The sequence below is a fragment of the Nostoc sp. genome, assembly GCF_036917315.1.
Classification (GTDB): domain Bacteria; phylum Cyanobacteriota; class Cyanobacteriia; order Cyanobacteriales; family Nostocaceae; genus Nostoc.
In genome coordinates this window covers 61,685-86,431 of the sequence record NZ_JBALDR010000012.1, presented here as the reverse complement: position 1 = coordinate 86,431, position 24,747 = coordinate 61,685, and the positions used below count along the sequence as shown (strand labels likewise).

At 41.8% G+C, this 24,747-nt stretch carries 21 protein-coding genes; 13 read left to right on the top strand and 8 right to left on the bottom strand.

Annotated features, from left to right (window positions below):
* Positions 1–62 precede the first annotated feature (62 nt).
* Genes V7K84_RS05295 through ureC form a run of 5 tightly spaced genes read left to right on the top strand, consistent with a single transcriptional unit; the run spans position 63 to position 4,002 of the window.
* Complete coding sequence (locus V7K84_RS05295; protein ID WP_334836803.1) at positions 63–902, top strand: urease accessory protein UreD; 840 nt, start codon at positions 63–65, stop codon at positions 900–902.
* A gap of 42 nt (positions 903–944) precedes the next feature.
* Positions 945–1,247, top strand: a complete 303-nt coding sequence (ureA, locus tag V7K84_RS05290) for an urease subunit gamma (protein ID WP_196520369.1) — start codon at positions 945–947, stop codon at positions 1,245–1,247.
* Between the two features lie 14 nt (positions 1,248–1,261).
* Entirely contained in the window at positions 1,262–1,576 is a 315-nt protein-coding gene (locus tag V7K84_RS05285; RefSeq protein ID WP_334836802.1) for an urease subunit beta, read from the top strand.
* 28 nt (positions 1,577–1,604) lie between these two features.
* Positions 1,605–2,273, top strand: a complete 669-nt coding sequence (locus tag V7K84_RS05280) for a Coq4 family protein (protein ID WP_334836801.1) — start codon at positions 1,605–1,607, stop codon at positions 2,271–2,273.
* 13 nt (positions 2,274–2,286) lie between these two features.
* The gene (ureC, locus tag V7K84_RS05275; RefSeq protein WP_334836800.1) at positions 2,287–4,002 is read left to right on the top strand and encodes an urease subunit alpha; all 1,716 of its coding nucleotides are present in this window, start codon (positions 2,287–2,289) and stop codon (positions 4,000–4,002) included.
* 91 nt (positions 4,003–4,093) lie between these two features.
* Here ureC and V7K84_RS05270 read toward each other — a convergent pair whose 3' ends face one another.
* Entirely contained in the window at positions 4,094–6,376 is a 2,283-nt protein-coding gene (locus V7K84_RS05270; protein ID WP_334836799.1) for an NACHT domain-containing protein, read from the bottom strand.
* Between the two features lie 375 nt (positions 6,377–6,751).
* Here V7K84_RS05270 and V7K84_RS05265 point away from each other — a divergent pair, with 375 nt between their 5' ends.
* The 3 genes from V7K84_RS05265 (at position 6,752) to V7K84_RS05255 (ending at position 10,085) form a co-directional block, all read left to right on the top strand.
* The gene (locus tag V7K84_RS05265; RefSeq protein ID WP_334836798.1) at positions 6,752–6,967 is read left to right on the top strand and encodes a hypothetical protein; all 216 of its coding nucleotides are present in this window, start codon (positions 6,752–6,754) and stop codon (positions 6,965–6,967) included.
* A 400-nt stretch (positions 6,968–7,367) separates the two neighbouring features.
* The gene (locus tag V7K84_RS05260; protein WP_334836797.1) at positions 7,368–8,513 is read left to right on the top strand and encodes a hybrid sensor histidine kinase/response regulator; all 1,146 of its coding nucleotides are present in this window, start codon (positions 7,368–7,370) and stop codon (positions 8,511–8,513) included.
* 189 nt (positions 8,514–8,702) lie between these two features.
* Entirely contained in the window at positions 8,703–10,085 is a 1,383-nt protein-coding gene (locus V7K84_RS05255) for an aldehyde dehydrogenase (protein WP_334836796.1), read from the top strand.
* A gap of 69 nt (positions 10,086–10,154) precedes the next feature.
* Here the strand turns inward: V7K84_RS05255 and V7K84_RS05250 are convergent, their stop codons facing one another.
* From V7K84_RS05250 to V7K84_RS05240, 3 genes are all read right to left on the bottom strand, one after another.
* Positions 10,155–10,760, bottom strand: a complete 606-nt coding sequence (locus V7K84_RS05250) for a sulfite oxidase-like oxidoreductase (RefSeq protein WP_334836795.1) — start codon at positions 10,758–10,760, stop codon at positions 10,155–10,157.
* A gap of 295 nt (positions 10,761–11,055) precedes the next feature.
* On the bottom strand, positions 11,056–11,229 hold the full coding sequence (rpmF, locus tag V7K84_RS05245) for a 50S ribosomal protein L32 (RefSeq protein WP_012407602.1): 174 nt from the start codon (positions 11,227–11,229) through the stop codon (positions 11,056–11,058).
* A 196-nt stretch (positions 11,230–11,425) separates the two neighbouring features.
* Entirely contained in the window at positions 11,426–11,917 is a 492-nt protein-coding gene (locus tag V7K84_RS05240) for a hypothetical protein (protein ID WP_334836794.1), read from the bottom strand.
* 202 nt (positions 11,918–12,119) lie between these two features.
* Between V7K84_RS05240 and V7K84_RS05235 the strand changes: the two genes are divergently transcribed.
* The gene (locus V7K84_RS05235) at positions 12,120–13,997 is read left to right on the top strand and encodes a caspase family protein (protein ID WP_334836793.1); all 1,878 of its coding nucleotides are present in this window, start codon (positions 12,120–12,122) and stop codon (positions 13,995–13,997) included.
* A gap of 110 nt (positions 13,998–14,107) precedes the next feature.
* On the opposite strand, the gene V7K84_RS05230 is transcribed toward V7K84_RS05235, so the two are convergent.
* Entirely contained in the window at positions 14,108–14,485 is a 378-nt protein-coding gene (locus tag V7K84_RS05230) for a Mo-dependent nitrogenase C-terminal domain-containing protein (protein WP_334836792.1), read from the bottom strand.
* A 520-nt stretch (positions 14,486–15,005) separates the two neighbouring features.
* Between V7K84_RS05230 and V7K84_RS05225 the strand changes: the two genes are divergently transcribed.
* Positions 15,006–15,620 (top strand): hypothetical protein, encoded by a 615-nt coding sequence (locus V7K84_RS05225; RefSeq protein WP_334836791.1) that lies wholly within the window; start codon positions 15,006–15,008, stop codon positions 15,618–15,620.
* Positions 15,621–15,799: 179 nt separating this feature from the next.
* Here the strand turns inward: V7K84_RS05225 and V7K84_RS05220 are convergent, their stop codons facing one another.
* From V7K84_RS05220 to V7K84_RS05210, 3 genes are all read right to left on the bottom strand, one after another.
* Positions 15,800–17,572 carry a ribonuclease J gene (locus V7K84_RS05220; RefSeq protein WP_334836790.1) on the bottom strand — a complete coding sequence of 591 codons (1,773 nt, stop codon included), beginning with the start codon at positions 17,570–17,572 and terminating at the stop codon, positions 15,800–15,802.
* A gap of 281 nt (positions 17,573–17,853) precedes the next feature.
* Complete coding sequence (dapA, locus tag V7K84_RS05215; RefSeq protein WP_099103918.1) at positions 17,854–18,738, bottom strand: 4-hydroxy-tetrahydrodipicolinate synthase; 885 nt, start codon at positions 18,736–18,738, stop codon at positions 17,854–17,856.
* Positions 18,739–18,886: 148 nt separating this feature from the next.
* On the bottom strand, positions 18,887–19,924 hold the full coding sequence (locus V7K84_RS05210; RefSeq protein ID WP_334836789.1) for an aspartate-semialdehyde dehydrogenase: 1,038 nt from the start codon (positions 19,922–19,924) through the stop codon (positions 18,887–18,889).
* 892 nt (positions 19,925–20,816) lie between these two features.
* Here V7K84_RS05210 and tig point away from each other — a divergent pair.
* From tig to clpX, 3 genes are all read left to right on the top strand, one after another.
* Positions 20,817–22,250, top strand: coding sequence for a trigger factor (gene tig, locus V7K84_RS05205; RefSeq protein ID WP_334836788.1), 1,434 nt, complete (start codon positions 20,817–20,819; stop codon positions 22,248–22,250).
* A 338-nt stretch (positions 22,251–22,588) separates the two neighbouring features.
* Positions 22,589–23,287 carry an ATP-dependent Clp endopeptidase proteolytic subunit ClpP gene (gene clpP, locus V7K84_RS05200; protein WP_069071412.1) on the top strand — a complete coding sequence of 233 codons (699 nt, stop codon included), beginning with the start codon at positions 22,589–22,591 and terminating at the stop codon, positions 23,285–23,287.
* 9 nt (positions 23,288–23,296) lie between these two features.
* Positions 23,297–24,637 carry an ATP-dependent protease ATP-binding subunit ClpX gene (gene clpX, locus V7K84_RS05195; protein WP_292730369.1) on the top strand — a complete coding sequence of 447 codons (1,341 nt, stop codon included), beginning with the start codon at positions 23,297–23,299 and terminating at the stop codon, positions 24,635–24,637.
* Positions 24,638–24,747 lie beyond the last annotated feature (110 nt).

The following is a 24,747-nucleotide window of genomic DNA, read 5'->3' as shown; positions in this document are numbered from 1 at the left end:
AAAGTAGCAGAAAATGTATTAAATAAATATAAGGTATATGAACTTTAACCTTTAATTTATAAATGACCTGCAATCCGCAAGCAGCAGAAGGTTGGCATGGCAAACTTAATTTAGTCTATGCCGATCGCCAAGGTAAAACTCAATTAATTTATAATCACCAACAAGCGCCCTTGAAGGTACAACGCCCATTCTATCCAGAAGGGGAAAAAGTTTGTCATAGCGTAATTTTACATACAGCTGGGGGAATGGTGGGAGGCGATCGCTTATCCTCTAACATCCACCTCCAACCCCAAGCCCAAGCCTTAATCACTACAGCTGCTGCAAGCAAAATATATCGCAGTAATGCCTTACAAGCTAGACAAACCATCCAGATGCAAGTTGATGCTGGTGCTTGTTTAGAATGGTTGCCGCAAGAGACAATTTTGTTTAACGACGCGATTTATCGGCAAGATTTACGGGTAGAATTAGCAACCGGGGGCAGTTGGTTAGGCTGGGAAATTACCCGATTTGGTCGCAGTGCTAGAGGAGAAAAATTCTTACAGGGAGAATGGCGATCGCACACGGAAATATGGCAGCAAGGTATTCCTTTATGGATTGATCGGCAATGGTTACGGGGTAGCGAAGAAATTTTCCACAGTCCCCACGGCTTGGCTGGAAAACCAATAGTAGGTAGTTTAGTTTGGGTTGGTGGTGCAGTTTCAGCAGAAATTGTCCAAAAAACGCGAAATTTATGGAATGGGGAAGGAGAAGCGGGTGTTAGCCGATTACAACATGGATTATTGTGTCGATATCGCGGTTCTTCTACATCTGAAGTGAGAAACTGGTTTATTGATGTTTGGCAGCTGCTGCGAGTTTCTTTTTTGAATTGTGGTAATTGTATACCAAGAGTGTGGCAGCTTTGAACGAACCACGAAGGCGCGAAGGACGCGAAGGAAGAGGTAAGAATGCAACTTACGCCGCAGGAAAAAGATAAGCTATTAATTTTTACTGCTGCTTTATTAGCAGAAAGACGTAAAGGAAGGGGTTTAAAACTGAATTATCCTGAAGCGATCGCGTATATTTCTGCTGCTATTTTAGAAGGTGCAAGGGATGGGCAAACTGTAGCTGAATTAATGAGTTATGGTACAACTCTATTGACGCGGGATGATGTCATGGAAGGGATATCAGAAATGGTGCATGAAGTACAGGTAGAAGCTACTTTTCCTGATGGCACAAAGTTAGTGACAGTACATAATCCAATTCGTTAACTTTTGAATTTATTATGATTCCTGGGGAAATTATCACACCATTAGGTGAAATTGAACTAAATGTTGGTCGTCCAACTATAAAATTACAAGTTTCAAATACAGGCGATCGCCCCATACAAGTTGGTTCTCACTTTCACTTTTATGAAGTTAATGCTGCTTTACATTTTGACAGAGAACAAGCGCGAGGAATGCGCCTCGATATACCCGCAGGAACCGCAGTTCGCTTTGAACCAGGCGACGAAAAAGAAGTAACTTTAATCCCCTTAGTTGGTACTCGCCAAGTCTACGGCTTCAACGCCAAAATTAACGGAAACTTGCCAAGAATCTAAAATAAACTCAGACTTCATTGAGGATTATATGTTAATAGCAGAACAGCGACGCATCAGCCGTGATTTTAAAACTATATTGAAATCAATGGTGTGTCTTTTTAGAGAACCAACTAATCTAGACTATATTTACAATCTGGAAGATGAGTTGCGTTCCACTCAAGCGAGTTTATTAGCTGTTGAGTGGTTAAAAACTCAACCGGAAGTATCCCTGTTAATTCAAGAACGTTATATTGCACCATATCCTAATATCGAAGTATTGTTGCAATATCCTGAAGATTCATTAGGATATGCCTATGCGTCTTATATTAAAAACTCTGGTTTTGATCCCGGTTTTTATCGTCAAATGCAAGTAGAAGATGATGTGAGTTATGTGCTGTTACGCAGCCGTCAAACTCATGATATTTGGCATGTAGTTACAGGTTTTAAAACTGATGGATTAGGAGAACTAGGTCTTAAAGCTTTTGAATTAGCCCAAACTCGGAGAAATTTAGCTGTTTTCTTAGTAGGAGGCGGGTTATTATCTATCCTTGTAAAATCACCAGATGTTCTCCCTAATTTATTAGAACAGATAGCTGTCGGTTACACAATGGGTTCAAAAGCAAAACCATTATTAGCGCAAAAGTGGGAAGAACATTGGGATAAACCTTTATTAGAATGGAGAACTGAATTAGGAATTGATTCAGATATTTTAAATTAAAAGGAATGAGATAATGAGTTACAGAATGGATCGCCGCGCCTACGCCGAAACCTACGGGCCAACAGTAGGCGATCGCATCCGACTTGCAGACACAGAATTATTTATTGAAGTTGAACAAGATTTCACCACCTACGGCGATGAAGTAAAATTTGGCGGCGGTAAAGTCATCAGAGACGGTATGGGACAATCCCCCATTTCTAATGCCGATGGTGCTGTAGATTTAGTAATTACTAATGCCTTAATTCTCGATTGGTGGGGTATTGTCAAGGCCGATATCGGCATTAAAGATGGCAAGATTTTCAAAATTGGTAAAGCCGGAAATCCTTATATTCAAAATAATGTAGATATTATTATCGGCCCTGGAACCGAAGCCTTAGCTGGTGAAGGAATGATTCTCACTGCTGGCGGTATTGATGCCCATATTCATTTTATTTGTCCCCAACAAATTGAAGTGGCGATCGCTTCCGGTATTACCACCATGATCGGCGGCGGTACAGGCCCAGCTACGGGTACAAATGCCACTACCTGCACCCCAGGCCCTTGGAATATTTACCGAATGTTACAAGCTGCTGATGCTTTTCCCGTCAACTTAGGATTTTTGGGCAAAGGTAACGCTAGTCAACCCCAAGGACTTGTAGAACAAGTAGCCGCTGGTGCAATGGGGTTAAAACTTCATGAAGACTGGGGAACCACACCCGCAGCCATTGATACTTGTCTCAGCGTTGCCGATGCTTATGATGTGCAAGTAGCGATTCATACTGATACCCTGAATGAAGCCGGATTTGTTGAAGATACGATCGCAGCTTTCAAAAATCGTACCATCCACACCTACCACACCGAAGGCGCAGGTGGAGGACATGCACCAGATATCATCAAAGTTTGCGGCCAAGCCAACGTTCTGCCATCTTCCACTAACCCCACACGCCCTTACACCCTCAACACCTTAGACGAACACCTGGATATGTTGATGGTATGCCATCACCTCGACCCTGCGATCGCTGAAGATGTCGCTTTTGCCGAATCTCGCATCCGTCGGGAAACCATTGCTGCTGAAGACATTTTGCACGACTTAGGCGCATTTAGCATGATTTCTTCCGACTCCCAGGCGATGGGAAGAGTAGGCGAAGTGATAATTCGCACCTGGCAGACATCTCACAAAATGAAGGTGCAACGGGGAACTCTTAACCCACAAGGAACTCAGCAAAAAGCAGATAATTTTCGGGCAAAAAGATATGTTGCTAAGTATACGATTAACCCTGCGATCGCTCACGGAATTGCTGAATATGTGGGTTCAGTGGAAGAAGGAAAATTAGCAGATTTATGTTTGTGGCGTCCTGCATTTTTTGGCGTTAAACCAGAGATAGTGATTAAAGGCGGAATGATTGCATGGTCGCAAATGGGCGATGCTAACGCCAGTATTCCCACACCGCAACCAGTGTATATGCGGCCGATGTTTGGTAGTTTTGCAGGTGCGCGCCATGCCACATCATTAACTTTTGTTTCGCAAGCAGCTTTAGAGAAAGAAATTCCCAGCCAGCTAGGTTTACAAAAGGCAGCAGTTGCAGTTTCTGGGACACGCCAATTGAGTAAGCGGGATATGAAGCTGAATAATGCATTACCTCACATAGAAGTAGATCCAGAAACATACCAAGTCAGGACAGATGGTGAGTTGCTGATTTGTGAACCTGCGACAGTTTTACCAATGGCACAGAGGTACTTTTTGTTTTAATTCATCACAGATCAATCTACTGAAGTCAGAAGTTACCAAGAAAGGATTATCGAAACTTCTAAAGACGTAGATAAAGGTTTAAAATGCAAAATTAGGAAATCTCTTTGTTATTTTCCGTTTCTAATTTACTTATTGGTAATAGCAAGTTATGCTCAATTTCTTGTCTAATTTTATCGCTAATATTACAATCGCTGTTTAAACAGTTAACCAGGAGCTTATTACTATTATAATACTGCTGTAGTAGTTTAGCTTGTCTATAACTGAATTGCCAGTTATGACCAATATTACGGTGTTCAATCATTAAAGCTATTAACTGCTCAGTCCAGGCTTGACTATTTTTATCCCACCATTCTCCAAATCCTTCTAGTTCCTCAAATAGGTTTTCCCATTCTGGTATTGCCTCATTGAGTTTATCTCTTAGTAACTGCAATGCCGTCTTCAATTCTGATTGAAAAGAAGAAGCTAAATCTATAGCATGTATAAGAAAATCATCAAGATCAGCTATATTACACCAAGCATCATCCCGAGCAACTAACGCTTGTCCACGAGATGATTTATCAATAGTTTCATCAAGAATATCAGTAGCATCAAGACCTTGAAAAAAAGCGTTAGCTAAGTCATCACTAAGAACAAGAGTATTTGTGAGAGCATGATTGAGTAACCAATCTATCTCTATATCATCTAAAGTATCTTCTGAATCCCATCCAAGAGCATTATCTAAACCAGATAAAGTATTTTTTGAATCCCATTCAAGAGCATTATCTAATTTATTTTGTTCGCTATCTAAAGTCATTGTAAAATACAATGCTCTGATAGCTGCTGGCTTGTAAAAAGATTCAAATGAACTAGATTTACAATCAAGCCATTCTAAAAAATGATGTAATTTTTCATCTGAAGCAGCTAAATTATCAATTTTTTGCTTCATTAATAATACTAAATTATCTGGATATTCCATAACTCCAACTGTGAGTAAAAACACCTCCTGCCAGCGTTTTTCATTGATGTGATGCACTAAATTTTTATATGCTAAAGTAGCTAAAATTTTTCTAGCACAAAAATACTCTTGAAAAGTCAAATGCGAAAAAGAATAAATTCCTTTTGCTCTTTCCACCAGTAACCCATGCTGGGCTTCAATAGATTTCAAAACGTCTTCGCTATCAACTTTCAAAACCTCTGGTTCTAAATTAGCATCCTGTAAATTACTGATAAACTTGGCGATATATGCCTCTACAGTTTTTTGTTTAAAAAAATAGTCTTTCTGCTCAAAGGTAGTAAAAGCAATTTCACTTAGTAAATCTTCTTTACAGTCCAAAGATAAATTCTTATAAACTTGATTGCGCTCAATGTTCCGTTTAGAGTCCCATTTCTTAAGCAATATATCTAACCCTTCTTTATAAAGTTCTGAACGGTTTGCTGGAAAATCTTCATTTTCCTCAAATACCAGACACAGCAAGGTTAGCAATAGTGGATTAGTTGCCAGTTCAAAAATTCGTTTGTTATCTTGTAGTTTTTCAATAAATCTTTCAGCTTTCACTTGACAGTTTAACCGGAACCAGTTGTGAGCAAAAATAGCAATCTGTTCTTCGTCAAAATCTGCTACTTCCACTTCAGTAAACTGTTCAAAAGTGTATTCTTTGGCAGCTATCCGACAGGTTATAACAAATTGATTGGTGTGGAACTGTTCGGAAATATTCCGAGTTTGCCATAAAATACGCTTTGTATCCTCTTCTCTAACTTCATCCAGACCATCCAGTAAAACCAAAACTTTACCCTGTCTCAACAGCTGCTCAGTTTTCACGCTGCTATTTTGGATACCACAGATAAATAATTGTTGAGTAATGTACTGGAGAATATTTAGCTGTTTAGGGTCTTGTGCGAAGTCTTTGAGGATGATAAATACGGGAACTCGGTTTGTCAAAAACTGCCCTTCGATACTGTGCATTGCTAAATACTTCAAAAATGTAGTCTTTCCTGCGCCCGGTTTACCTAAAACCATTAGTTTATTGTGATGCTGCACTGCTTGCAGTCCTGGTACTCGCTTCTCACTGGCTTCATGAAGTCCAAAATGATCAAAGTCCTGCCTATCAAACTTTTGCAGCAGTTGCCCAATTTTCACCCGCCTGCGTTTTGTGGTTTTCTCCAGAATGTTGACGTTAGTATAGATCCCTCGCTCTCCAGTTAACTCAACAGGTTGATCCATATCCAGCACGCGCATCGTTCCACACTTTTCTTTGATGCTGGGTTTAATCTTTTCCCGGATTTCTTGAACTAGACCATCAATATCATCTTCTGCAATGTCAGCAGTTGAGCCACCAGAAGGTTTCTGCTGGGAATATCGCTTTTCAAGATACTCTCGCAAGCGGCTTTCTTTCACAGGCCCACTGCCGCAAATACTGAACTTTTTGTAAACCCCCGTTAGAAAACTGTTGAGATTGCTGTTAGAGATGTTAAGCACTTGTGCAACTTGAACTCGACTCTTGCCATTACATTACCAAAGATTTCCAAAAAGACTGCCTTTTCTCGGTTTGACAATTCGCTGTATTGCTTTAGTTGTGTCAGGAAGTCTTTTAGTAACGACATATACCTATTGTAAAATCAGCTTCAAGTTCAGTTTAGCGTGCGTTTCAAGTAGAATTACGGCAAGTCATCAGATGTCAAGATAAGTCAAGATAAGTCACTACAAGTCAAATAAATAACTACAAAACAAAATTGCGACATTGAACTCAGTCAAGCAACTGAGGCGATCGCAATGTTAGAAATATTAATTACTCTGATTCTCAAGAAATCTGTTGAAGTTATCCTAGTGCTACTGCTGAAAAAAGTCTGGGCATGGCTGCTGAGGGATGAAAGCTTCCAACGTTTCAACCACTTTCTGAAAATGCAGATTCTTGCATTCTATCTGGATTGGATTTTACTCAAAACATCTCTAAAATTTCTGCCGGAGCCAGCAAAAGAGAATGATTGACACACATCTGGCTAGTTTAGGTGAGGGAAGCAAGGGTTTTCTCTATGGTCTTACTTTGAAAACAAATTGCACAGAATGCTTAACAGGGATTATTCTACATACGGGAAAGCTCACTCTACCATAAGAAGTATGTTGCCTTAATAAAGTCAGAAGGCACTCTTAGTCTTGGGCGATCGCCTACGCAATTATATTTCTAGTCCCCTACCGAAACCGATACATCGAAGGCTACATAAGTCATTCAAGCATTTGCTGTATCTAAAGCTAAAATTCTACCAGCCATAATTTAATAGTTAAAAATACTTCTTAGGTAGGGAGGCTTACTAAAAAAATTGGTAGACAAATTGTTAGAAATACAGCTAGTCTTACAAAAAATTACTTTTATCCCGTACCTTGCATCTATATGACTTCACAATCTTCTCGCTCTGACAAAATTCTCGTTGTTGATGATTCTCCTGATAACGTGTTTTTGATCAAAACTATTTTGGAGGAAGAAGGTTACACGATTAGCACCGCAGAAAATGGGATTTCGGCTTTGGCAGAATTGAAAGCTTCTCCTTGTGACTTGGTTCTGCTGGATCTGATGATGCCAGGTATGGACGGGTACGAAGTCACCAAGCACATTCGCGGTGATATGAAATTGCCGCAATATATCCCCATACTGCTGATTACTGCCCACGATGCGCCTAATGTCGCCCACGGATTAGACTTGGGTGCTGATGATTTTATCCGCAAACCTGTAACAGTAGATGAATTGCTAGCACGAGTGCGATCGCTCCTACGTTTGAAGCATAGTATGGATGAACGTGATGAAATTGCCCGTCAGCGAGAAGATTTTGTCTCCCGCCTCACCCACGACTTACGCACTCCCTTGGTAGCCGCCGATCGCATGTTGATGCTATTTCAGCAAGGTGCATTGGGAACATTATCACCGCAAATGCAAGAAGTAATCGCTATCATGGCGCGTAGCAATATCAACCTACTTTCTATGGTGAATACTTTATTAGAAGTTTATCGTTTTGAAGCAGGTCGCAAAAGTTTGGCATTTCAACCAGTTAATTTGGGTCAATTGCTAGATGAAGTGACTGGAGAATTGTCACCCTTAGCTCAAGATAAAAAACTCTCCCTAAATTTGGACGTTACTGAAGAGTCAGTCACAAATACAGTGATGGGCGATCGCTTGGAACTGCATCGTCTATTTACCAATCTCATCGGAAATGCGATCAAATTTACCGAAGCTGGATCTATTACTATTCGTTTTACTTCTCAACGCCAGTTCGATAAAAGCAATCAATCTCAATTCTCTGGAACATCCAATTCCGTTGACTACATTAGAATTGAAATAGCGGATACTGGCACAGGTATTCCCCCTGAAGAACAAGCCACCATTTTTGAACGATTTCGCCAAGGCAGCCATAAGAGTTCTGGTAGTGGCTTAGGATTGTATCTTGCTCGTCGAATTGTCGAGGCACATCAAGGCATTATTCTGCTTAATTCCGAGTTGGGCAAAGGTAGTGTATTTATTGTGCTTCTACCCACCAAAGCATGAAAAAAATAGTAATTATAAATTATGAATTGTAGAGTTTTTTATCCTCGTAATTCATGATTTATAACCTTACTACTATCTCCCGGTGATTTAAAGTAAAAAATCACTTAGAAAATAAACGCTAAAACTTGAAGAATCAAATAGGCTGAGATAATAGCATTAGGATTAAATAGTTTTTGATAGGACAAAACAATGATTACTACTGAATTATCTAACGTTGGCAATATTATCCAGACTCAGCGAGATTTTTTTCAAACGGGCAAAACTAAAGATGTGAATTTTCGCATTGAACAACTGAAAAATCTTAAGCAGGCAATTATCGAGCATGAACAGTTAATAGTCGAGGCATTAAAAGCGGATTTACATAAACCAGAAGTAGAAACTTACCTTACAGAAATCAGTGTAATTAAGGATATTGATTACGCCATCAAACATCTTCAAGACTGGATTAAACCCAAAAAAGCAGCGGTTTCTTGGGATTTTTTTTCCTACTCAGCGAAAATTTATCCAGAACCATTGGGTGTAGTCTTAATCATCGGCCCTTGGAACTATCCATTTCAGTTAATTATCTCACCGTTAATAGGTGCGATCGCAGCCGGTAATTGTGCAATTATCAAACCTTCAGAAATTGCTTCTCATACGTCTGATGTCATTGCTAAGATTATTGCCAAACATTTTGATCCTGCTTATCTTGTAGTGATTGAAGGAGGCGTGGAAGCAAGTCAAAAACTACTTGCAGAAAAGTTTGACCATATCTTTTTTACTGGTGGCACAGCTGTCGGCAAAATCATCATGGCAGCAGCAGCAAAATATCTCACACCAGTTACTTTAGAATTGGGTGGCAAAAGTCCTTGCATTGTAGATACTGACATTAATCTTGAACACACTGTCAGACGAATTACTTGGGGAAAATTCATTAATGCTGGACAAACTTGTATTGCCCCTGACTATCTTTTAGTTAATAAAACAATCAAGAAAGATTTAATAGATGGTCTGGAAAAATCTTTAAAAGAATTTTATGGTGATAATCCTGTAAACAGTCCTGATTATGCCCGCATTATCAGTGAAAAACACTTTGAAAGATTGGTGAGTTTTCTCAAGGACGGTGAAGTCGTCATCGGTGGAGAAAATCAACCTTCAGAGCGTTATATCGCTCCAACACTAATTGATAATGTCTCACTAGAAGATTCTGTCATGCAGGAAGAAATCTTTGGGCCCATTTTACCCATCATTGAATATACTGACATTACAGAAGCGATCGCTTTGATTAACTCTAGACCCAAACCCTTGGCGTTATACTTATTTTCTCAAGACAAGAACCTGCAAAAGCGAGTTTTGCAGGAAACTTCCTCTGGTGGAGTTTGTATTAATGACACAGTGATGCAGGTTGGTGTCTCGTCTTTACCATTTGGTGGAGTGGGAGATAGCGGTATCGGCAACTATCACGGCAAAGCTAGCTTTGACACCTTTTCTCATAAGAAAAGTGTATTGCAAAACTCTTTTTGGCTCGATTTAAAATGGCGATATGCTCCATATCAGGGCAAATTGCCGCTAATCAAGAAACTTCTAGGTTAGAAATTATGAGTTATGAGTTATGAATTTTTCACTCCTAACTCCTAACTCTAAACTTCTAACTCCTAACTATTAAATCCCAAAAGCGTTGCTGTAACGCTCTTCAGCCCAGGGTTCACCCCGGCGATGATAGCCATTGCGCTCCCAAAAACCAAGTTCTTCACCAGCTAAAAATTCCAAACCATTAATCCACTTAGCACTTTTCCAAGCGTAGAGGTGGGGTACAACCAGCCGCATCGGCCCACCGTGTTCAGATGGAAGGTCTTCACCAAAGACTTTAAAGGCAAAGAAGTTTTCTTCGCGCAGAAAATCTTCTACAGAAATATTGGTGGTGTAGCCGCCATAGCAGTGTTCCATAACGTGGGCTACTTTCGGGTCTAATTCAATCAGACCCATGAAATCTGTAACTTTAATGCCAGTCCATTTGACATCAAGTTTGGACCAGCGCGTTACACAGTGGAAGTCAGCTGTGAATTCGTGTTGAGGTAGCGCCATAAAATCTGACCAACTAAAGGTGGTAGATTTTGCTAAACCCCAAACTCGAAACTCCCATTCCTCAGCGCTGACTTGGGGAGTTTCACCGTAAGTTAATACGGGAAAACCTTTAGCTAAGTGTTGACCAGGAGGGACGCGATCGCTCTCTTCTTTGCCTGGTTTCTGAAAAAATTTTCCTAGCATAGTTAGAGAAAAATAAGTTTTCTCAAGATGTTTACAAGCTTTTTTGCTGAGTTGCCAACAGTATCAGATGTTTTACTCTTTATATAAACTCTTGAATGATAGGTAATGGGTAATGGATATTTCCAATTACTCACTACCAATTTTTTTCGATCTAATGAGCTTATGTAGAGTGTCTATGATTCATAATGCAATCAGGAAAGCTAAGAAAAAGCATTTATCTAGCGATCGGAACTTTGATTGTTGAGCTTGGCAATCAAATCTATCGGTGCTGTTCGTGCTTTTCCTGATTGAGAAATTATGATTCTTCTTCCTCTTCTTCAGCAGTTGGATAAACAAATGTAGAACGTCCAGTCAAAATTGACTTACCCAGAGATAGGGCTTTTTGAGCTTCAACGACGGCTTTATGCCTCCAGGTAGCTCGACGTTTATCTCGTTTTGATTTGGAAGTTTTCTTCTTAGGAACAGCCATGTCAGCAGATATCGCGATTCTTGACAACCTTCTTATTCTAGGCCATCCACTGACGCCAAAGACAACAGTTGAGTCAGGAATAAGTAAGTTGGGTTAAGACTGACGCCAGGACGCAGGAACAGCAAGAATGACTTTCTTTAAATCCCCCAAGGTTCCGAGCCAAGAAAGCTTTGGCTCGGACTTCAAACTCAACCCGTCATTTTGGTGTTGACACAGCGCTAGCTGCTGGAACTTGATTGGAATTATTTTCAAAGAAAAGTAAAGATCGCGAAGTTTTGAAGTAAGTGGCCCAATTTTGAGCATCAGGGCGCGATCGCCATTGGGGACGACTGACATCTAATGTCAGGACTGGTGCGATCGCTCCATAATTTTGTACGGACACAATAATGGAAACATCTGTCACCAAGATATCTTGGTCGAAGCTCCTTTGAGCAGCTGCCCTAGCGACCGCTTCCGCCCTCCTGAGAACGGTTTCATAGTTTTCTTCTGGCAAGCGGTCAATAGCTAGATCGACTCTAGCGGTGTAAGCTCGCACAACCTGCGGTGCGATCGCTTCCATCAAAAACCACGCAGGGACAGTAGATATAAGCAAAACTACTAAAGGAATTATCCGGATTCTTCTGGCAATTTGGCTAATAACTGAAAAGGGAGCGAGCGATGATGGTAGGTGAGCAGAAATTTTGCTCATGACCTTCTATCTCCTTAGTAATGATCTGTTATTGAAATTAGGTAAAGGTATTTTCCGACCAATTAACGTAATAAAAATTACATTCTAACTTAAGATTCAATTAGAATCACCTAGAGTATAAGACATAGGTTAGCTTTGTTTTTTTGGCAAAGCCAACCACAATTTTAAGACCAGCAAACAACAATAACTGACAAAGAGCGGGATGGCAAATTACTGGGCGATCGCGATTGGTATCAATCAATATCAGTTATTTCAACCTTTAAGTTGTGCCCAAGCAGATGCTGAGGCACTAGAAGATTTTTTGGTGACAGAGGCAGGTTTTTTCCCCAAGCACTGTCTAGTGATGACAGATACTTCGCCGCCGATTGGGGATAGATCGACTTACCCGACGAAGGAGAATATTTTGCTGCTGCTTGAAGATTTGGCAGCAACAAGTTGGCAACCGGAAGACTATCTGTGGTTATTCTTTAGCGGTTATGGAGTCAACTACAAAGGCAAAGATTACTTAATGCCAGCAGAGGGCAACCCGGAACTCGTACAAGAGACTGGCATAGAATTGCGATCGCTAATGCAAAGTCTGCAACTTGCCGATCTGAATGTATTGCTACTACTCGATATCAACCGCGCCTTTGGTACTCAAGCAGATGCTCCCGTTGGTGAAGAAACAATAGAACTAGCCCAAGAGCTACAACTGACGACAATTCTTTCTTGCCAACCAGAGCAATTTTCCCATGAGAGTAGCGAACTAGGCCACGGATTCTTTACAGCAGCTTTGTTAGAAGCTTTACGTTCTGGTAATGGCAGCAACTTGGCAGATTTAGAAACCTACCTAAGCCTGATCGTGCCAAAGTTATGCCATCACCACTGGCGTCCTATCCAAAACCCTGCCACTATCATCCCATCAAGGCAGCAAGTAATCTTGCCAAAATTGGCAATGGAAACTGATTTTCAGCTAGAAGCGGTGATTTATCCTGAAGAATCTTTTGCTATTGCCCTTGCAGCTCCTCCCCTGGATGATTCCGCTAGAACTTCAGCAGATCGAGGCAGACGGGGAGAAGTTAGTGTGAACCCCTCCCAACAGGTGAAAGGTAAAAAAGTCCAGGAATCAGGTAGCGGATTAGTTGTCCAGCCAATGGCAGAAACTTCCTTGGGAGTGAATACCAGAGGAAGATTTATCCCCAATTCCTCGAAAGGTTACGTCTCGCGATTGCCAGCGAATCAGCCAAGCATCCCTTTTTGGAAACAGTTTATCTTGTGGGGCGGAGGCAGCTTGCTAGTAGCGGGTTTAATCGCTGTAGTTTTTCTTCGTAATCAAGAAACTTTTAGAATTAAGCAAATATCAAGTGCATCACCCAATGCTACTGTTAGCGATCGCCAGATTGTCGAAAATTTACCAAGCGATGTCTCCGACGGGCTACGCCTACGCACTCCACCAGTTAGGCTTAACAACCAATCTAGCGCTCAAATAGCCTCTAGTTTCCAGTCAAAAAAGCGAAATCAAGCAGTATTAGACCTGGCGAAAATGTCGCTCAGACAAACTCAGGCTAGCGATTTGAGCATGGCGATCGCTACAGCCCGAAAAATTCAACCTGGCGAACCACTGTACGAACAAGCTCAAGAGAATATTCAGATTTGGAGCCAGATGATTTTAGATTTAGCAGAAGGTCGTGCTAAACAAAGACAGTATGCCAGCGCGATTGCTGCGGCTCGATTAATCGCCAAAGACGAAGCCCCCTACGCCAAAGCACAAGCAGCAATTAACCTGTGGCGCTTAGAGGGTAAGCAGTATGTGAGTAACAAAACTCTTTTAGATGCAGCTAATGCCTTAATTAAGCCCGAACAGGCATCTACCTACAATCGGGCGATTGAAGTTGCCAAGAAAGTACCAGCCGATCAACCAGGCTTCGATGCAGCCCAAAAATCGATCAATAAATGGAGTGAGAAAATTTTAGACCTGGCCAAGCGTCGCGCCGCCGAAGGAGAACGTAAAGCCGCAATTGCCACCGCAGCTTTAGTGCCAGAGGAGACAGGTGCTTATGAAGATGCTCAGGATGCCATTCAAAAATGGCAAAAGAAATAGTAAAAAAATAATAAAAAATGGTTAGGAGTTAGGAATTAGGAGTTACATTATTGATCCCCGACCTCTTATTCCTGACTCCTAACTTTTTCCTCAGCGTTCATATCTCAGTATTAGCAGTACTGCGATACATCTTCGCCACACTCGTCGGCTAGATAGCACAACGCTCGGAAACGTAAACCAACCACTTCTTCATATAAGGGGTTGAGCTTGCACATGGGCGGGATGTGAAATAAGGTCTTCCCAAATAATTTGACATCGCGCTCAAAGGGGCACTGAGATGGAATCAGTTTGCACAAGCGGTGAGCTAGTTTGCGATCGCGGACTTGAATGTTTTCTACTCGCTGCCGTAAGGGTTGGAGAATATCCCAGTAAGGCTTGGAAACAGAATGGTTTAGCTGGGTTGCTTTATGGTCAGTAGTTTCTGCTTGATTGATTGATACCCAGCTAGCCAGAAAAATCTTTTTGGTGGTATTGTCAAATACCTTCATGGTTAACCCTCTGTGTTATTGAGGCTATTCACCTTTTTGATGAATATATACAACGTGGCAACGAACTTTCCCGGAAAAATCGCGTTCTGACTGCGATATAATGTAATACCTGATTAGCCACTTAAGTCAGAACCTAATTTATTACTACGTCAAGTTAATCGCAAATTTCTGGGGATCGGTAGTGTAATATTACGATCTTGTTCATAACTTGACACAGTTTAAATTTTAATAAAGACATCCGTCATTGGATAGGTTTTAGTGTAACATTTACAGAACTTAATATAAGGTCTTTCTAAAAGAATTTTTGCTAAGTATAAACATCAGTAATATCCTAGAAGGCATTTTTCCTCTCCGTGTTCCCACTTTCTCACGTAAGTGTGTCTTGTTCATCGCTAACTGAATACCGTAAAAGTAGTGATTTTTCATTGGGTAGAATCGATCGCATTTCACAAAACTTAGGTTGGCAGTGCGATTTGAGAATGATATAGTCTGAAGCGTTAAAATTCAGATGAACTTGCTTATGGGTGTTTCTGTACTCTACAGCGCAATTCCTCCTGGCAGTACGCTGTACGCACGCCTTCAACGTGAAAAGGCACTCAGCATCCTTGTAGTTTATCTTTTCCCCTATGGCTGCGGTATTTTCCGCTTTTTTGAGATTGATCCTGAAGAGATTAATGAAATCCTTGAAGATTTTATCGAAACACACCAAGAGATTTTTGGATCTGAACTAGAAGCAGATTGGGTAATTGCTGAATTGCGGTCTGAGTTAAGGCTTACTCGTCAAGCCTATCCAGGGATTGAAGATAGAACAGCATTACTAGAAAAAACATCTGTTGAGATCGAGAAACGTTTGTCGCAGGAGCTATCGAGAAGAAAGTTTGCGAATGCCGATGAGATTGTTGAAAAGCTCATGTTCGGAGATCGAACTCTTGCTCCAACTCTGTTATCAACAGAAGAGTCATTGGGACTTATATCTCTTGAGCTAGTCAGTCAAGGAGCCAGCATTTTTCGACAGATCGATCCTGAAACACTGTTTACAAGAGATGAATCGTGTTTTGAAGACTTCGAGCGGTGGAGAAATCTGTATCTTTTAGCAGCCGAGAAAAATGAGGAGATATTGGTTGCAGTTGCTTGAGGCGACAGCAACCTAACAAGTCAGATCGCCTCCAATAACTATAGATAATTTCTATACTCATAATAAAAGAAAGCGCAAAGACGTTCAGAAAAATTCTGTGTCTTTGCGCCAATCGAAATTTGAGCGGTGAAAGCCACTGCTCAAACTTCTCTCTGTATGAGATTTTTACCTTAAATTCTCTATGATGCTACCTGAGCAGCAGTCCGAGTCCGCCGTCTTCTGCCATCAGCAACTTTTACAGGTGGCTCATCAGGGATTTGCATCAACAAAGTCACAGATGGCTGACATTGCAATTCCCGACGGATGGAACGTTGCAATTCTCGTTCTAAAGTTCCTTGCAATCCACCCCAGTCTATATCTGCTGCTTCACCTTGCTCAGGAGCAAATTCTGTCCAGCGCACAGTGAGGATTTCTTCAATGCGTTGTTTTACCCAGGTTTGTAACAGCGATCGCTCTACACTTGTAACTACACCCCGCAGGTGAGTTTCTGGTTTTGCTAACAGTTTACCATTCCAATCAATGGCAGCGGCAATGGTGATAATCCCTTCTGAAGCCATGCGTTGCCGTTCTTGCAGCACTTTGGCACTTACCATACCCGAACTAGTAGTATCCACCAATTCGATACCAGATGGCACTTTCCCAGCGACACGAATAGCATCTTCAGTCAGTTCGACAATATCACCATTCTGAATAATGATCATATTTTCTGCGGGAATGCCCATACTCTGAGCCGTTTCTGCGTGCTTCACTAGCATCCGATGTTCGCCGTGAAATGGCACAAAGAATTTGGGTCGAGTTAAGGCAATCATCAGTTTTTGTTCTTCCTGACAGCCGTGACCGGAGACGTGAATTCCTTTATCTCGTCCATAGACCACTTTTGCACCTTGAATCATCAACTTATCAATGGTGTTGACTACTGCGATCGTATTTCCGGGAATTGGGTTAGCAGAGAATACTACCGTATCTCCTTGGCGGATTTTAATGTGAGGATGTTCTTTGTTGGCAATGCGGGTCATTGCTGCCATTAATTCACCCTGAGAACCTGTAGTTAAGACTAAAACTTTTTCGTCAGGGAGATTACGAACTGCGTGCAATGGTTGCAGCAAATTATCTTCACACTTGATGTAACCTAAATTGCGGGCATGAGCAATCAAATTCAGCATGGAACGCCCTACAACCGTCACTACACGGTTCTGCTTCTTGGCGATATCCAAAATCATGTTGATGCGATGGACGCTAGAAGCAAAGGTCGTGACAAATAGTCGTCCAGGTGCTTGACTAAATACTCTCTCAAGATTGGGATAAACTGAACGTTCCGAAGGTGTAAACCCTGGTATCTCAGCGTTAGTAGAATCACTTAGGAGGCAAAGAACGCCTTTTTCACCATGTTCTGCTAGCCTTTGCAAATCAAACTTTTCACCATCCACTGGGGTATGGTCAATTTTAAAATCCCCGGTGTGAATGACTACACCCAGGGGAGTATGAATGGCAACAGTGAAACTATCAGCGATGGAGTGAGTGTTGCGGATATATTCAACTAAAAAGTTTTTGCCAATCCGCACTACATCACGTGGTAGAACTGTTCTGATTTCTGTGCGATCGCGGACTCCTGCTTCTTCTAATTTACCCTCTAGCATTGCCATTGCTAATCTGGGCCCATAAATCACCGGGATATCAAATTGCTTGAGATGAAAAGCAATCCCGCCGATATGGTCTTCATGACCATGAGTAACGATCATCCCTTTAATTTTGTGGCGATTTTCCCGCAAATAAGTCGTATCTGGTAAAACAATATTGACTCCATGCATCGCCTCTGTGGGAAAAGCCAATCCTGCATCTAACAGGATAATTTCATCGTCATACTCAAAAAGACAGGTATTTTTACCAATTTCATGCAAACCGCCCAAAGGAATAATTTTCAAGGCGGAATTATTAGCTTCGTTTTTAGCCATTTTCTCCTTAGATTGTTACTTGTGGTTAATTAAGTTGATAGTTAACGAACTTGTATTTAAGACAACATCATCTGTCTCTTAAGTCAGTCCCAAAGCAATCAAGTTTTAATTGAAGATTTCAATTTTTTATTCAATAAAATCAACTGTAAGACTCAAGGATTCATAGTATATCTATCAGTCCTAGCACAGGTTTTTAAATTGCAACTTATGAACAATTATGATCGTTGTTTATATGTATCTTTGACAAGGAGGAGACTACCAGCATTTAAATAAGTTGGTGGTTAAATTAAACTAAGTTCTTTGAGAACCGCTTCTAATTTTTGACTGACTTCTAAATCAGCTTCACATAGCGGCGGACGAGTTGAACCAACCTCCCAACCTTGAAGTTGCAGTGCTTTTTTCACTGGAATGGGATTTGAAGTGAGAAATAGAGCTTTAAACAACGGGAACAGTTGGAGATGAATGTCGCTTGCTACCTCAACTTTTCCCGCACTAAAAGCTTGAATCATCTGCTGTAGTTGGTTTCCTACCAGATGAGAAGCCACACTTACCACACCCTTTGCCCCGATCGCTAACAAGGGCAGAGTCATGTAATCATCACCAGAATAGATGTGGAATTCTTTTGGTGTCAAGCGACGAATTTCGCTTGCCTGATCTATATTACCAGTGGATTCTTTAATCCCGACAATATTGCTAACCTCAGCTAACCGGGCAACTGTTTCTGGCTGAAGGTTTTGTCCGGTACGACCGGGGACATTATATAACAACAACGGTAAGTCGGGACAGGCTTGTGCTATTGCCTTAAAGTGCGCTTCCAATCCCGCTTGCGGCGGTTTGTTGTAATAAGGAACAACTTGTAAGGAACCATGTACTCCTATCTTAGACGCTTTTTGGGTGGCTGCGATCGCTTCTTTGGTGGAATTCGATCCACAACCCGCAATTACCTTGGCTTTTCCAGCCACGGACTGCAATACTTCGACAAACAACTGGTATTCTTCATCCCAACTTAGCGTCGGGGATTCTCCGGTTGTGCCGCACATCACCAATGTATCTGTACCGTTGTTAGCTAGATGCGCCGCCAGTTCTGCCGCTACATCATAGTTGACACTACCATCTGCTTTAAATGGCGTAATCATAGCGGTTAAAACATTGCCAAAATCTCCCACCCTTTTTTCACTCCTGATTACCCATGTTTTTATATCTTGGTGGTTCTCTATTGTAATAACCTATCTGCAAATTGCTTTCAAGTGTCATTTTTCCTTTGTCATTAGTCATTTGTCCTTTGTCACTTTACCAATGACCTATGACTAATGACTAATGACTAATAGCTAATGGTTTGAGTAGATTTTTCTCTACTAATAACTCAGCGATTTGTACTGCATTCAATGCTGCACCTTTGCGAATTTGGTCGCCACATAACCATAATTCCAAGCCACAAGGATGAGAAATATCCTGGCGAATTCTTCCCACTAAAACTTCATCTCGACCGGTTGCTTCTATTGGCATCGGAAAATGATTCGTTCCCCAATCTTCTACCAATTTTACTCCAGGGGAGGAATTTAAAATTTCTCTGGCTTCCTTCGCACTAAAGGGAGTCTCAAATTCTAAATTAATGGCTTCTGAGTGGGCGCGGAGTACGGGAACCCGTATACAGGTTGCAGTGATTCTGATTTGCTGCGTACCAAATATTTTTCGAGTTTCGTTGACCATTTTCATTTCTTCCTCACAATAACCCAAATCGTTTAATGGGGAGTTATGCGGGAATAAATTAAATGCCAATGGGTAAGGCAATATTTCGGCAATCGCTGGCTGTCCTTGTAGTATAGCGCTTGTTTGGGTTTTGACTTCTGCCATTGCCCTAGCCCCAGCACCACTAGCAGATTGGTAGGTTGCAGCGACGATGCGTTGCACTGGTTTAACTTTATGCAATGGCCAGACTGCCACAGCCATCAAAATCGTTGTGCAGTTGGGGTTAGCAATAATGCCTTGGTGATGCGCTGCGGCTTGGGGATTCACCTCTGGAACTACTAAGGGTACTTCCGGGTTCATCCGAAAGGCACTAGAGTTGTCAATTACCACTGCGCCCTTTTCGACGGCAACTGCTGCCCAAGTTTTGGATGTGGAACCGCCTGCACTAGCTAGTACTATATCGACATTTTCAAAGGCGCGATCGCTTACTGCCTCTATTGGTATATTTTCACCTTTAAAGCGCAGCGATCGCCCCACACTCCGCTCTGATGCCAATAACTTCAAGTCAGCAACCGGGAAATTACGACTTTCTAATAATTCCAGCAACTCTGTGCCGACTGCACCAGTCGCTCCTAAAATAGCTAAACGATAGGATTTCGACAAACTTGCTTCCTCCTTATAAGAGACTTAATCTGCAATTTCTTGGAACAATTGACAATTTAGTTATATTTAGATATCGATCGCAGTCTGGAAATATTTTTTTTAATAGGTTTAGATTTTTCTTTAATTTAGTCTATCTTTAGATATTTAAGACATTTATTTTTTTGGTTGTTTAATTAAGTTAAGTGATGTTGCATTTTAGAGTAGCGGTGATTTATTTTTTTCATCGATTCTAACTATAACTATATATTATACAACAAACCGCCATTTATCAGAAGAGCGGAGATATCTGCACTTAGGAGTTGCGTTTAACAAGCCTCCTACCCGTAAAGAAACAAATGATTGGTTGCAAACTTTCTTACTAAGATGATGAATATACTAGGATCTAAATGCATAAAGCCAGCACAACGTAAAACTGAGCTATGCGGTTAACTAACAGATAGACTCTCGTACTACAAACAATTTAATAATAGCTAGATAATAGCTAGACTCAATACTATAACTTTAACCTGGGGGTACTAACCACTCTTTGAGAACCAGGATATCACGGCGTTAGCCCACTGAATAATTAATTCCCAAGTTTTAGAGTGAGAGTGGGAGTCGGGAGACAAGAGGTGAGAACTTACAACAAGTTTTCCCCTTGTCCCCTTGTTCTCTTCCCCATACCCAATGCCCCATTAATCAAATTGTTATGAAGGTAAAATGTCAAGTCCTTGATAATTGGCAGTAAACTGGATGTTTGTCCTGGGGCAAACATCCATCCTTGGATGTCACAAGACCTTTTGGCAAACTCCCATTACCCCTAAGAGACATCAAGCCATAAACGCAAACAATTTATTTTATTGCGTTTTGTGTGTACTCGGAGTATAAAATACCAGAAAACTAGAGACGAAGCATGAAAGTCACCCAGGAAAAACTTCCCGCCAGCCAAATTGGCCTGGAAATAGAGATTACGCCAGAAATTACCAAGCAAACTTACGAACAGGTCATTAAAAACTTAGCGAGTACTGCCAATATTCCTGGGTTTCGGAAAGGCAAGGTGCCTCGGCCGATATTATTACAACGGCTGGGTACAACTCGAATCAAGGCAGCGGCGCTGGAAGAACTAATTCAAGATGGTATTGAGCAAGCAGTCAAACAAGAAGCCATCCCAGCAATCGGTCAGCCGCAATTGCGCTCCTCTTTTGAGGATTTGATTAATAATTATGAACCTGGAAAACCCCTGACGATTTCCGCTGCTGTCGATGTAGAACCAGAAGTGAATCTAGTGCAGTACACTGATTTGCAAGCCAAAGCCGAAGAAGTGAAGTACGCTCCAGAGCGAGTGGAGAACACTCTGGATAAAGAACGTCAAGAATTGGCGACATTGATTCCTGTGGAAGGACGTGCAGCCCAAATTGGCGATATTGCTGTAGTCGATTTTAAAGGTTCATTCGCCAGAGTTGAGGGCGAGGACGAAACAACTGAACTAGAACCGATTCCCGGAGCCGAAGCAACTGATTTTCAAGTTGAATTGCAGGAAGATAAGTTTATTCCAGGATTTATTTCGGGAATAGTGGGGATGAATCCTGAAGAAACCAAAGAAATTGCGGCACAGTTCCCAGATCCCTATGCTAATGAAGAATTAGCTGGAAAAGCGGCAACTTTCACCGTGACGCTCAAAGAAATCAAAGAAAAGGAACTACCAGAAATAAATGACGATTTAGCCCAGGAAATCAGCGATTTTGAAACCTTAGAAGAGTTACGCGCTTCTTTGGTAGAGCGATATCAGAAAGAGGCGGACGACAAAACAAAAACCAATAAGCAGGAAGCTTTGTTAACGGAACTGCTCAAGCACGTAGAAGTTGACTTACCAGCAACTTTGATTGAGCAAGAAGTGGATGCGATGCTAACGCAAACAGCAATGCGGCTGTCTCAGCAGGGATTGGATGTGAAAAAGCTGTTTACTCAAGATATTATTCCGCAATTGCGGGAGCGATCGCGTACTGAAGCAATTGAACGCATCAAACGCTCTTTATCCTTGCGGGAAATCGGGAAACGCGAATCTATCGAGGTAACACCAGAAGAAATCGCAGCCAGAGTCACAGAACTTTTAGAGCAGTACCCAGAGGAACAGGACGTTGATAAAGATAAACTGCGGTCAATCGTGGAAAACGAACTGTTAACCGAAAAAATCATCGATTGGCTCTTAGAACACTCTTCAGTTGAACTTGTACCCGAAGGTTCTTTGAGTCCCGCAGAAGAAACGGAAGACACAGAATCTGATGCTGATGCACTTCAGACAGAGGAAGAAAACAGCGAAACTTCTACAGAAGTTACAGAAGGATAATAAAAAATCCCACAACCATGAGTTCACCAGTTCTGAGTTAAAGTACTGGTGAAATGGGTAAGGTAAGGGAGATGAGGAAGTAAAGGGAAAAATAACCAATGCCCCATGCCCCATGCCCAATGCCCAATAACTCAGGGATGAAGTCAAAATAATTAAAGAATTAATGAATTTTCGGCAAATAGTGACACCTGTTATCACTTGAGCTTGATACTGTGTTACACGAGAGGAAATTATATGAGGCATAATGGTTAACACGTAGCTTATAAAATTCCATTCGTTGAAAAGGCAGTATCCGCTGCTGAAACATTTGTCCTAAATAATCGTCAAAGAAAGCTTGTATGCTTGAATCGCAGTCGGGAAATTCCCCAATCAGCAACTTAAGTCGAATAAACATTAACTCCCAGTTAAGCAGCCCTAGCAACATCGTACCGATGGTGATAGAGCAATCTGGCATGGGAGAAAGAGCTTTCGACATCTACTCCCGCCTGCTGCGAGAGCGGATTATCTTTTTAGGAACGCCAATAGACGATGCCGTAGCCAACTCAATTGTGGCTCAGTTGTTATTCCTAGACGCCGAAGACTCAGAAAAAGACATCCAACTGTATGTTAATTCTCCTGGCGGCTCCGTCTACGCAGGGATGGCAATCTATGATACAATACAGCAAATTCGCCCTGATGTTGTTACCATCTGTTTTGGATTAGCCGCGAGCATGGGGGCATTTTTGTTGACAGCAGGAGCTGCCGGTAAGCGAATGTCTCTGCCCGACTCCCGGATTATGATTCACCAACCACTTGGTGGCGCTCAAGGTCAAGCCATTGACATTGAAATTCAAGCCAGAGAAATTCTTTATGTTAAGGCTAAGTTGAATCAGTTAATGGCTCACCATACTGGTCAACCCTTAGAAAGACTTGAAGCAGATACTGAGCGCGATTTTTTTATGTCGGCTGAAGAGGCAAAAAACTACGGTTTGATCGATCAAGTCATTTCCAGGCAAAATCTTCCCGTAGCAGGGGAAAACGTCACCATTCTGAAATAAGAGGCTGGTATGTCTAAGTACGACTCCCATTTAAAATGTTCATTTTGTGGCAAGTCTCAAGAGCAGGTGCGTAAATTAATCGCAGGGCCGGGAGTCTACATCTGCGATGAATGCGTTGACTTGTGTAATGAAATACTAGACGAGGAGTTACTCGATACCAATGGTGCGGCAGCACAACCAGCACCAAGAGCAGAGCCACCTGAAAAACGGCGTACCCACTCTGCTAGTATTTCGTTTAATCAAATACCCAAGCCAAGAGAGATTAAAAAGTATCTAGACGAACACGTCATTGGTCAAGACGAAGCGAAGAAAGTTCTGTCAGTAGCTGTTTACAATCACTACAAGCGGCTGGCAGTCATTCAGTCTAAGGCCAGTGGCAAACCTGGGTCAGATGATGCCATAGAACTGCAAAAGTCCAACATCTTGTTAATCGGCCCGACTGGTTGCGGCAAAACTCTCTTAGCGCAAACTCTAGCGAAAATCCTGGATGTACCTTTTGCCGTAGCCGATGCGACGACGCTGACGGAAGCAGGGTATGTGGGAGAAGATGTGGAAAATATCTTGCTGCGACTGTTGCAGGTGGCAGATTTGGATATAGAAGAAGCGCAAAGGGGAATTATTTACATTGACGAAATTGACAAAATTGCTCGTAAGAGTGAGAACACGTCAATTACCCGCGATGTTTCTGGCGAAGGCGTGCAGCAAGCCTTGCTGAAAATGTTAGAGGGAACGATCGCTAATGTACCACCCCAAGGAGGGCGTAAACATCCTTATCAAGACTGCATCCAGATTGATACAAGTAATATTTTGTTCGTCTGTGGTGGTGCCTTCGTAGGCTTAGAAAAGATTGTAGATCAGAGAGTTGGCAAAAAAGCAATTGGTTTTGTGCAACCGGGAGAAGGCCAATCTAAGGAGAAACGAGCAGCAGACACGCTTCGGCATCTAGAACCGGATGATTTAGTAAAATTTGGCCTGATTCCAGAGTTTATTGGGCGGATGCCAATGGTAGCAGTTGTAGATCCGCTAGATGAAGAAGCGCTGATGGCGATTCTTACTCAACCACGCAGCGCCCTTGTGAAGCAGTACCAAAAGCTGCTGAAGATGGATAATGTCCAACTAGATTTTAAAGCAGATGCTTTACGAGCGATCGCTCAAGAAGCTTACCGCCGTAAAACTGGTGCGAGAGCATTACGTGGTATTGTCGAAGAATTAATGTTGGATGTAATGTATGAGTTACCATCCCGTAAGGATGTGACACGCTGTACAGTTACAAGGGAGATGGTCGAGAAGCGATCGACTGCTGAACTGATAATACATCCGTCTTCACTACCGAAGCCAGAATCAGCTTAATAGTCATTAGTCACTTGTACTGAACTGAGTTTCGACTGCGCGGAAATCGAGCGAAATCGAGATTCAACTACCGCGTAGTGGTTGGCGTGGTCACTGAGCTTAGTCGAAGT

Excerpts from the sequence above, each read along its gene's own strand:
- V7K84_RS05265 (WP_334836798.1), top strand. The coding sequence starts at position 6,752 with ATGTTAGAAATATTAATTACTCTGATTCTCAAGAAATCTGTTGAAGTT.
- V7K84_RS05230 (WP_334836792.1), bottom strand. The coding sequence starts at position 14,485 with ATGAAGGTATTTGACAATACCACCAAAAAGATTTTTCTGGCTAGCTGG.
- V7K84_RS05280 (WP_334836801.1), top strand. The coding sequence starts at position 1,605 with ATGTTAATAGCAGAACAGCGACGCATCAGCCGTGATTTTAAAACTATA.
- V7K84_RS05225 (WP_334836791.1), top strand. The coding sequence starts at position 15,006 with ATGGGTGTTTCTGTACTCTACAGCGCAATTCCTCCTGGCAGTACGCTG.
- V7K84_RS05255 (WP_334836796.1), top strand. The coding sequence starts at position 8,703 with ATGATTACTACTGAATTATCTAACGTTGGCAATATTATCCAGACTCAG.
- tig (WP_334836788.1), top strand. The coding sequence starts at position 20,817 with ATGAAAGTCACCCAGGAAAAACTTCCCGCCAGCCAAATTGGCCTGGAA.
- V7K84_RS05240 (WP_334836794.1), bottom strand. The coding sequence starts at position 11,917 with ATGAGCAAAATTTCTGCTCACCTACCATCATCGCTCGCTCCCTTTTCA.
- V7K84_RS05260 (WP_334836797.1), top strand. The coding sequence starts at position 7,368 with ATGACTTCACAATCTTCTCGCTCTGACAAAATTCTCGTTGTTGATGAT.
- V7K84_RS05250 (WP_334836795.1), bottom strand. The coding sequence starts at position 10,760 with ATGCTAGGAAAATTTTTTCAGAAACCAGGCAAAGAAGAGAGCGATCGC.
- clpP (WP_069071412.1), top strand. The coding sequence starts at position 22,589 with ATGCTTGAATCGCAGTCGGGAAATTCCCCAATCAGCAACTTAAGTCGA.
- V7K84_RS05295 (WP_334836803.1), top strand. The coding sequence starts at position 63 with ATGACCTGCAATCCGCAAGCAGCAGAAGGTTGGCATGGCAAACTTAAT.
- rpmF (WP_012407602.1), bottom strand. The coding sequence starts at position 11,229 with ATGGCTGTTCCTAAGAAGAAAACTTCCAAATCAAAACGAGATAAACGT.
- clpX (WP_292730369.1), top strand. The coding sequence starts at position 23,297 with ATGTCTAAGTACGACTCCCATTTAAAATGTTCATTTTGTGGCAAGTCT.
- ureC (WP_334836800.1), top strand. The coding sequence starts at position 2,287 with ATGAGTTACAGAATGGATCGCCGCGCCTACGCCGAAACCTACGGGCCA.
- V7K84_RS05285 (WP_334836802.1), top strand. The coding sequence starts at position 1,262 with ATGATTCCTGGGGAAATTATCACACCATTAGGTGAAATTGAACTAAAT.
- V7K84_RS05235 (WP_334836793.1), top strand. The coding sequence starts at position 12,120 with ATGGCAAATTACTGGGCGATCGCGATTGGTATCAATCAATATCAGTTA.
- ureA (WP_196520369.1), top strand. The coding sequence starts at position 945 with ATGCAACTTACGCCGCAGGAAAAAGATAAGCTATTAATTTTTACTGCT.
- V7K84_RS05220 (WP_334836790.1), bottom strand. The coding sequence starts at position 17,572 with ATGGCTAAAAACGAAGCTAATAATTCCGCCTTGAAAATTATTCCTTTG.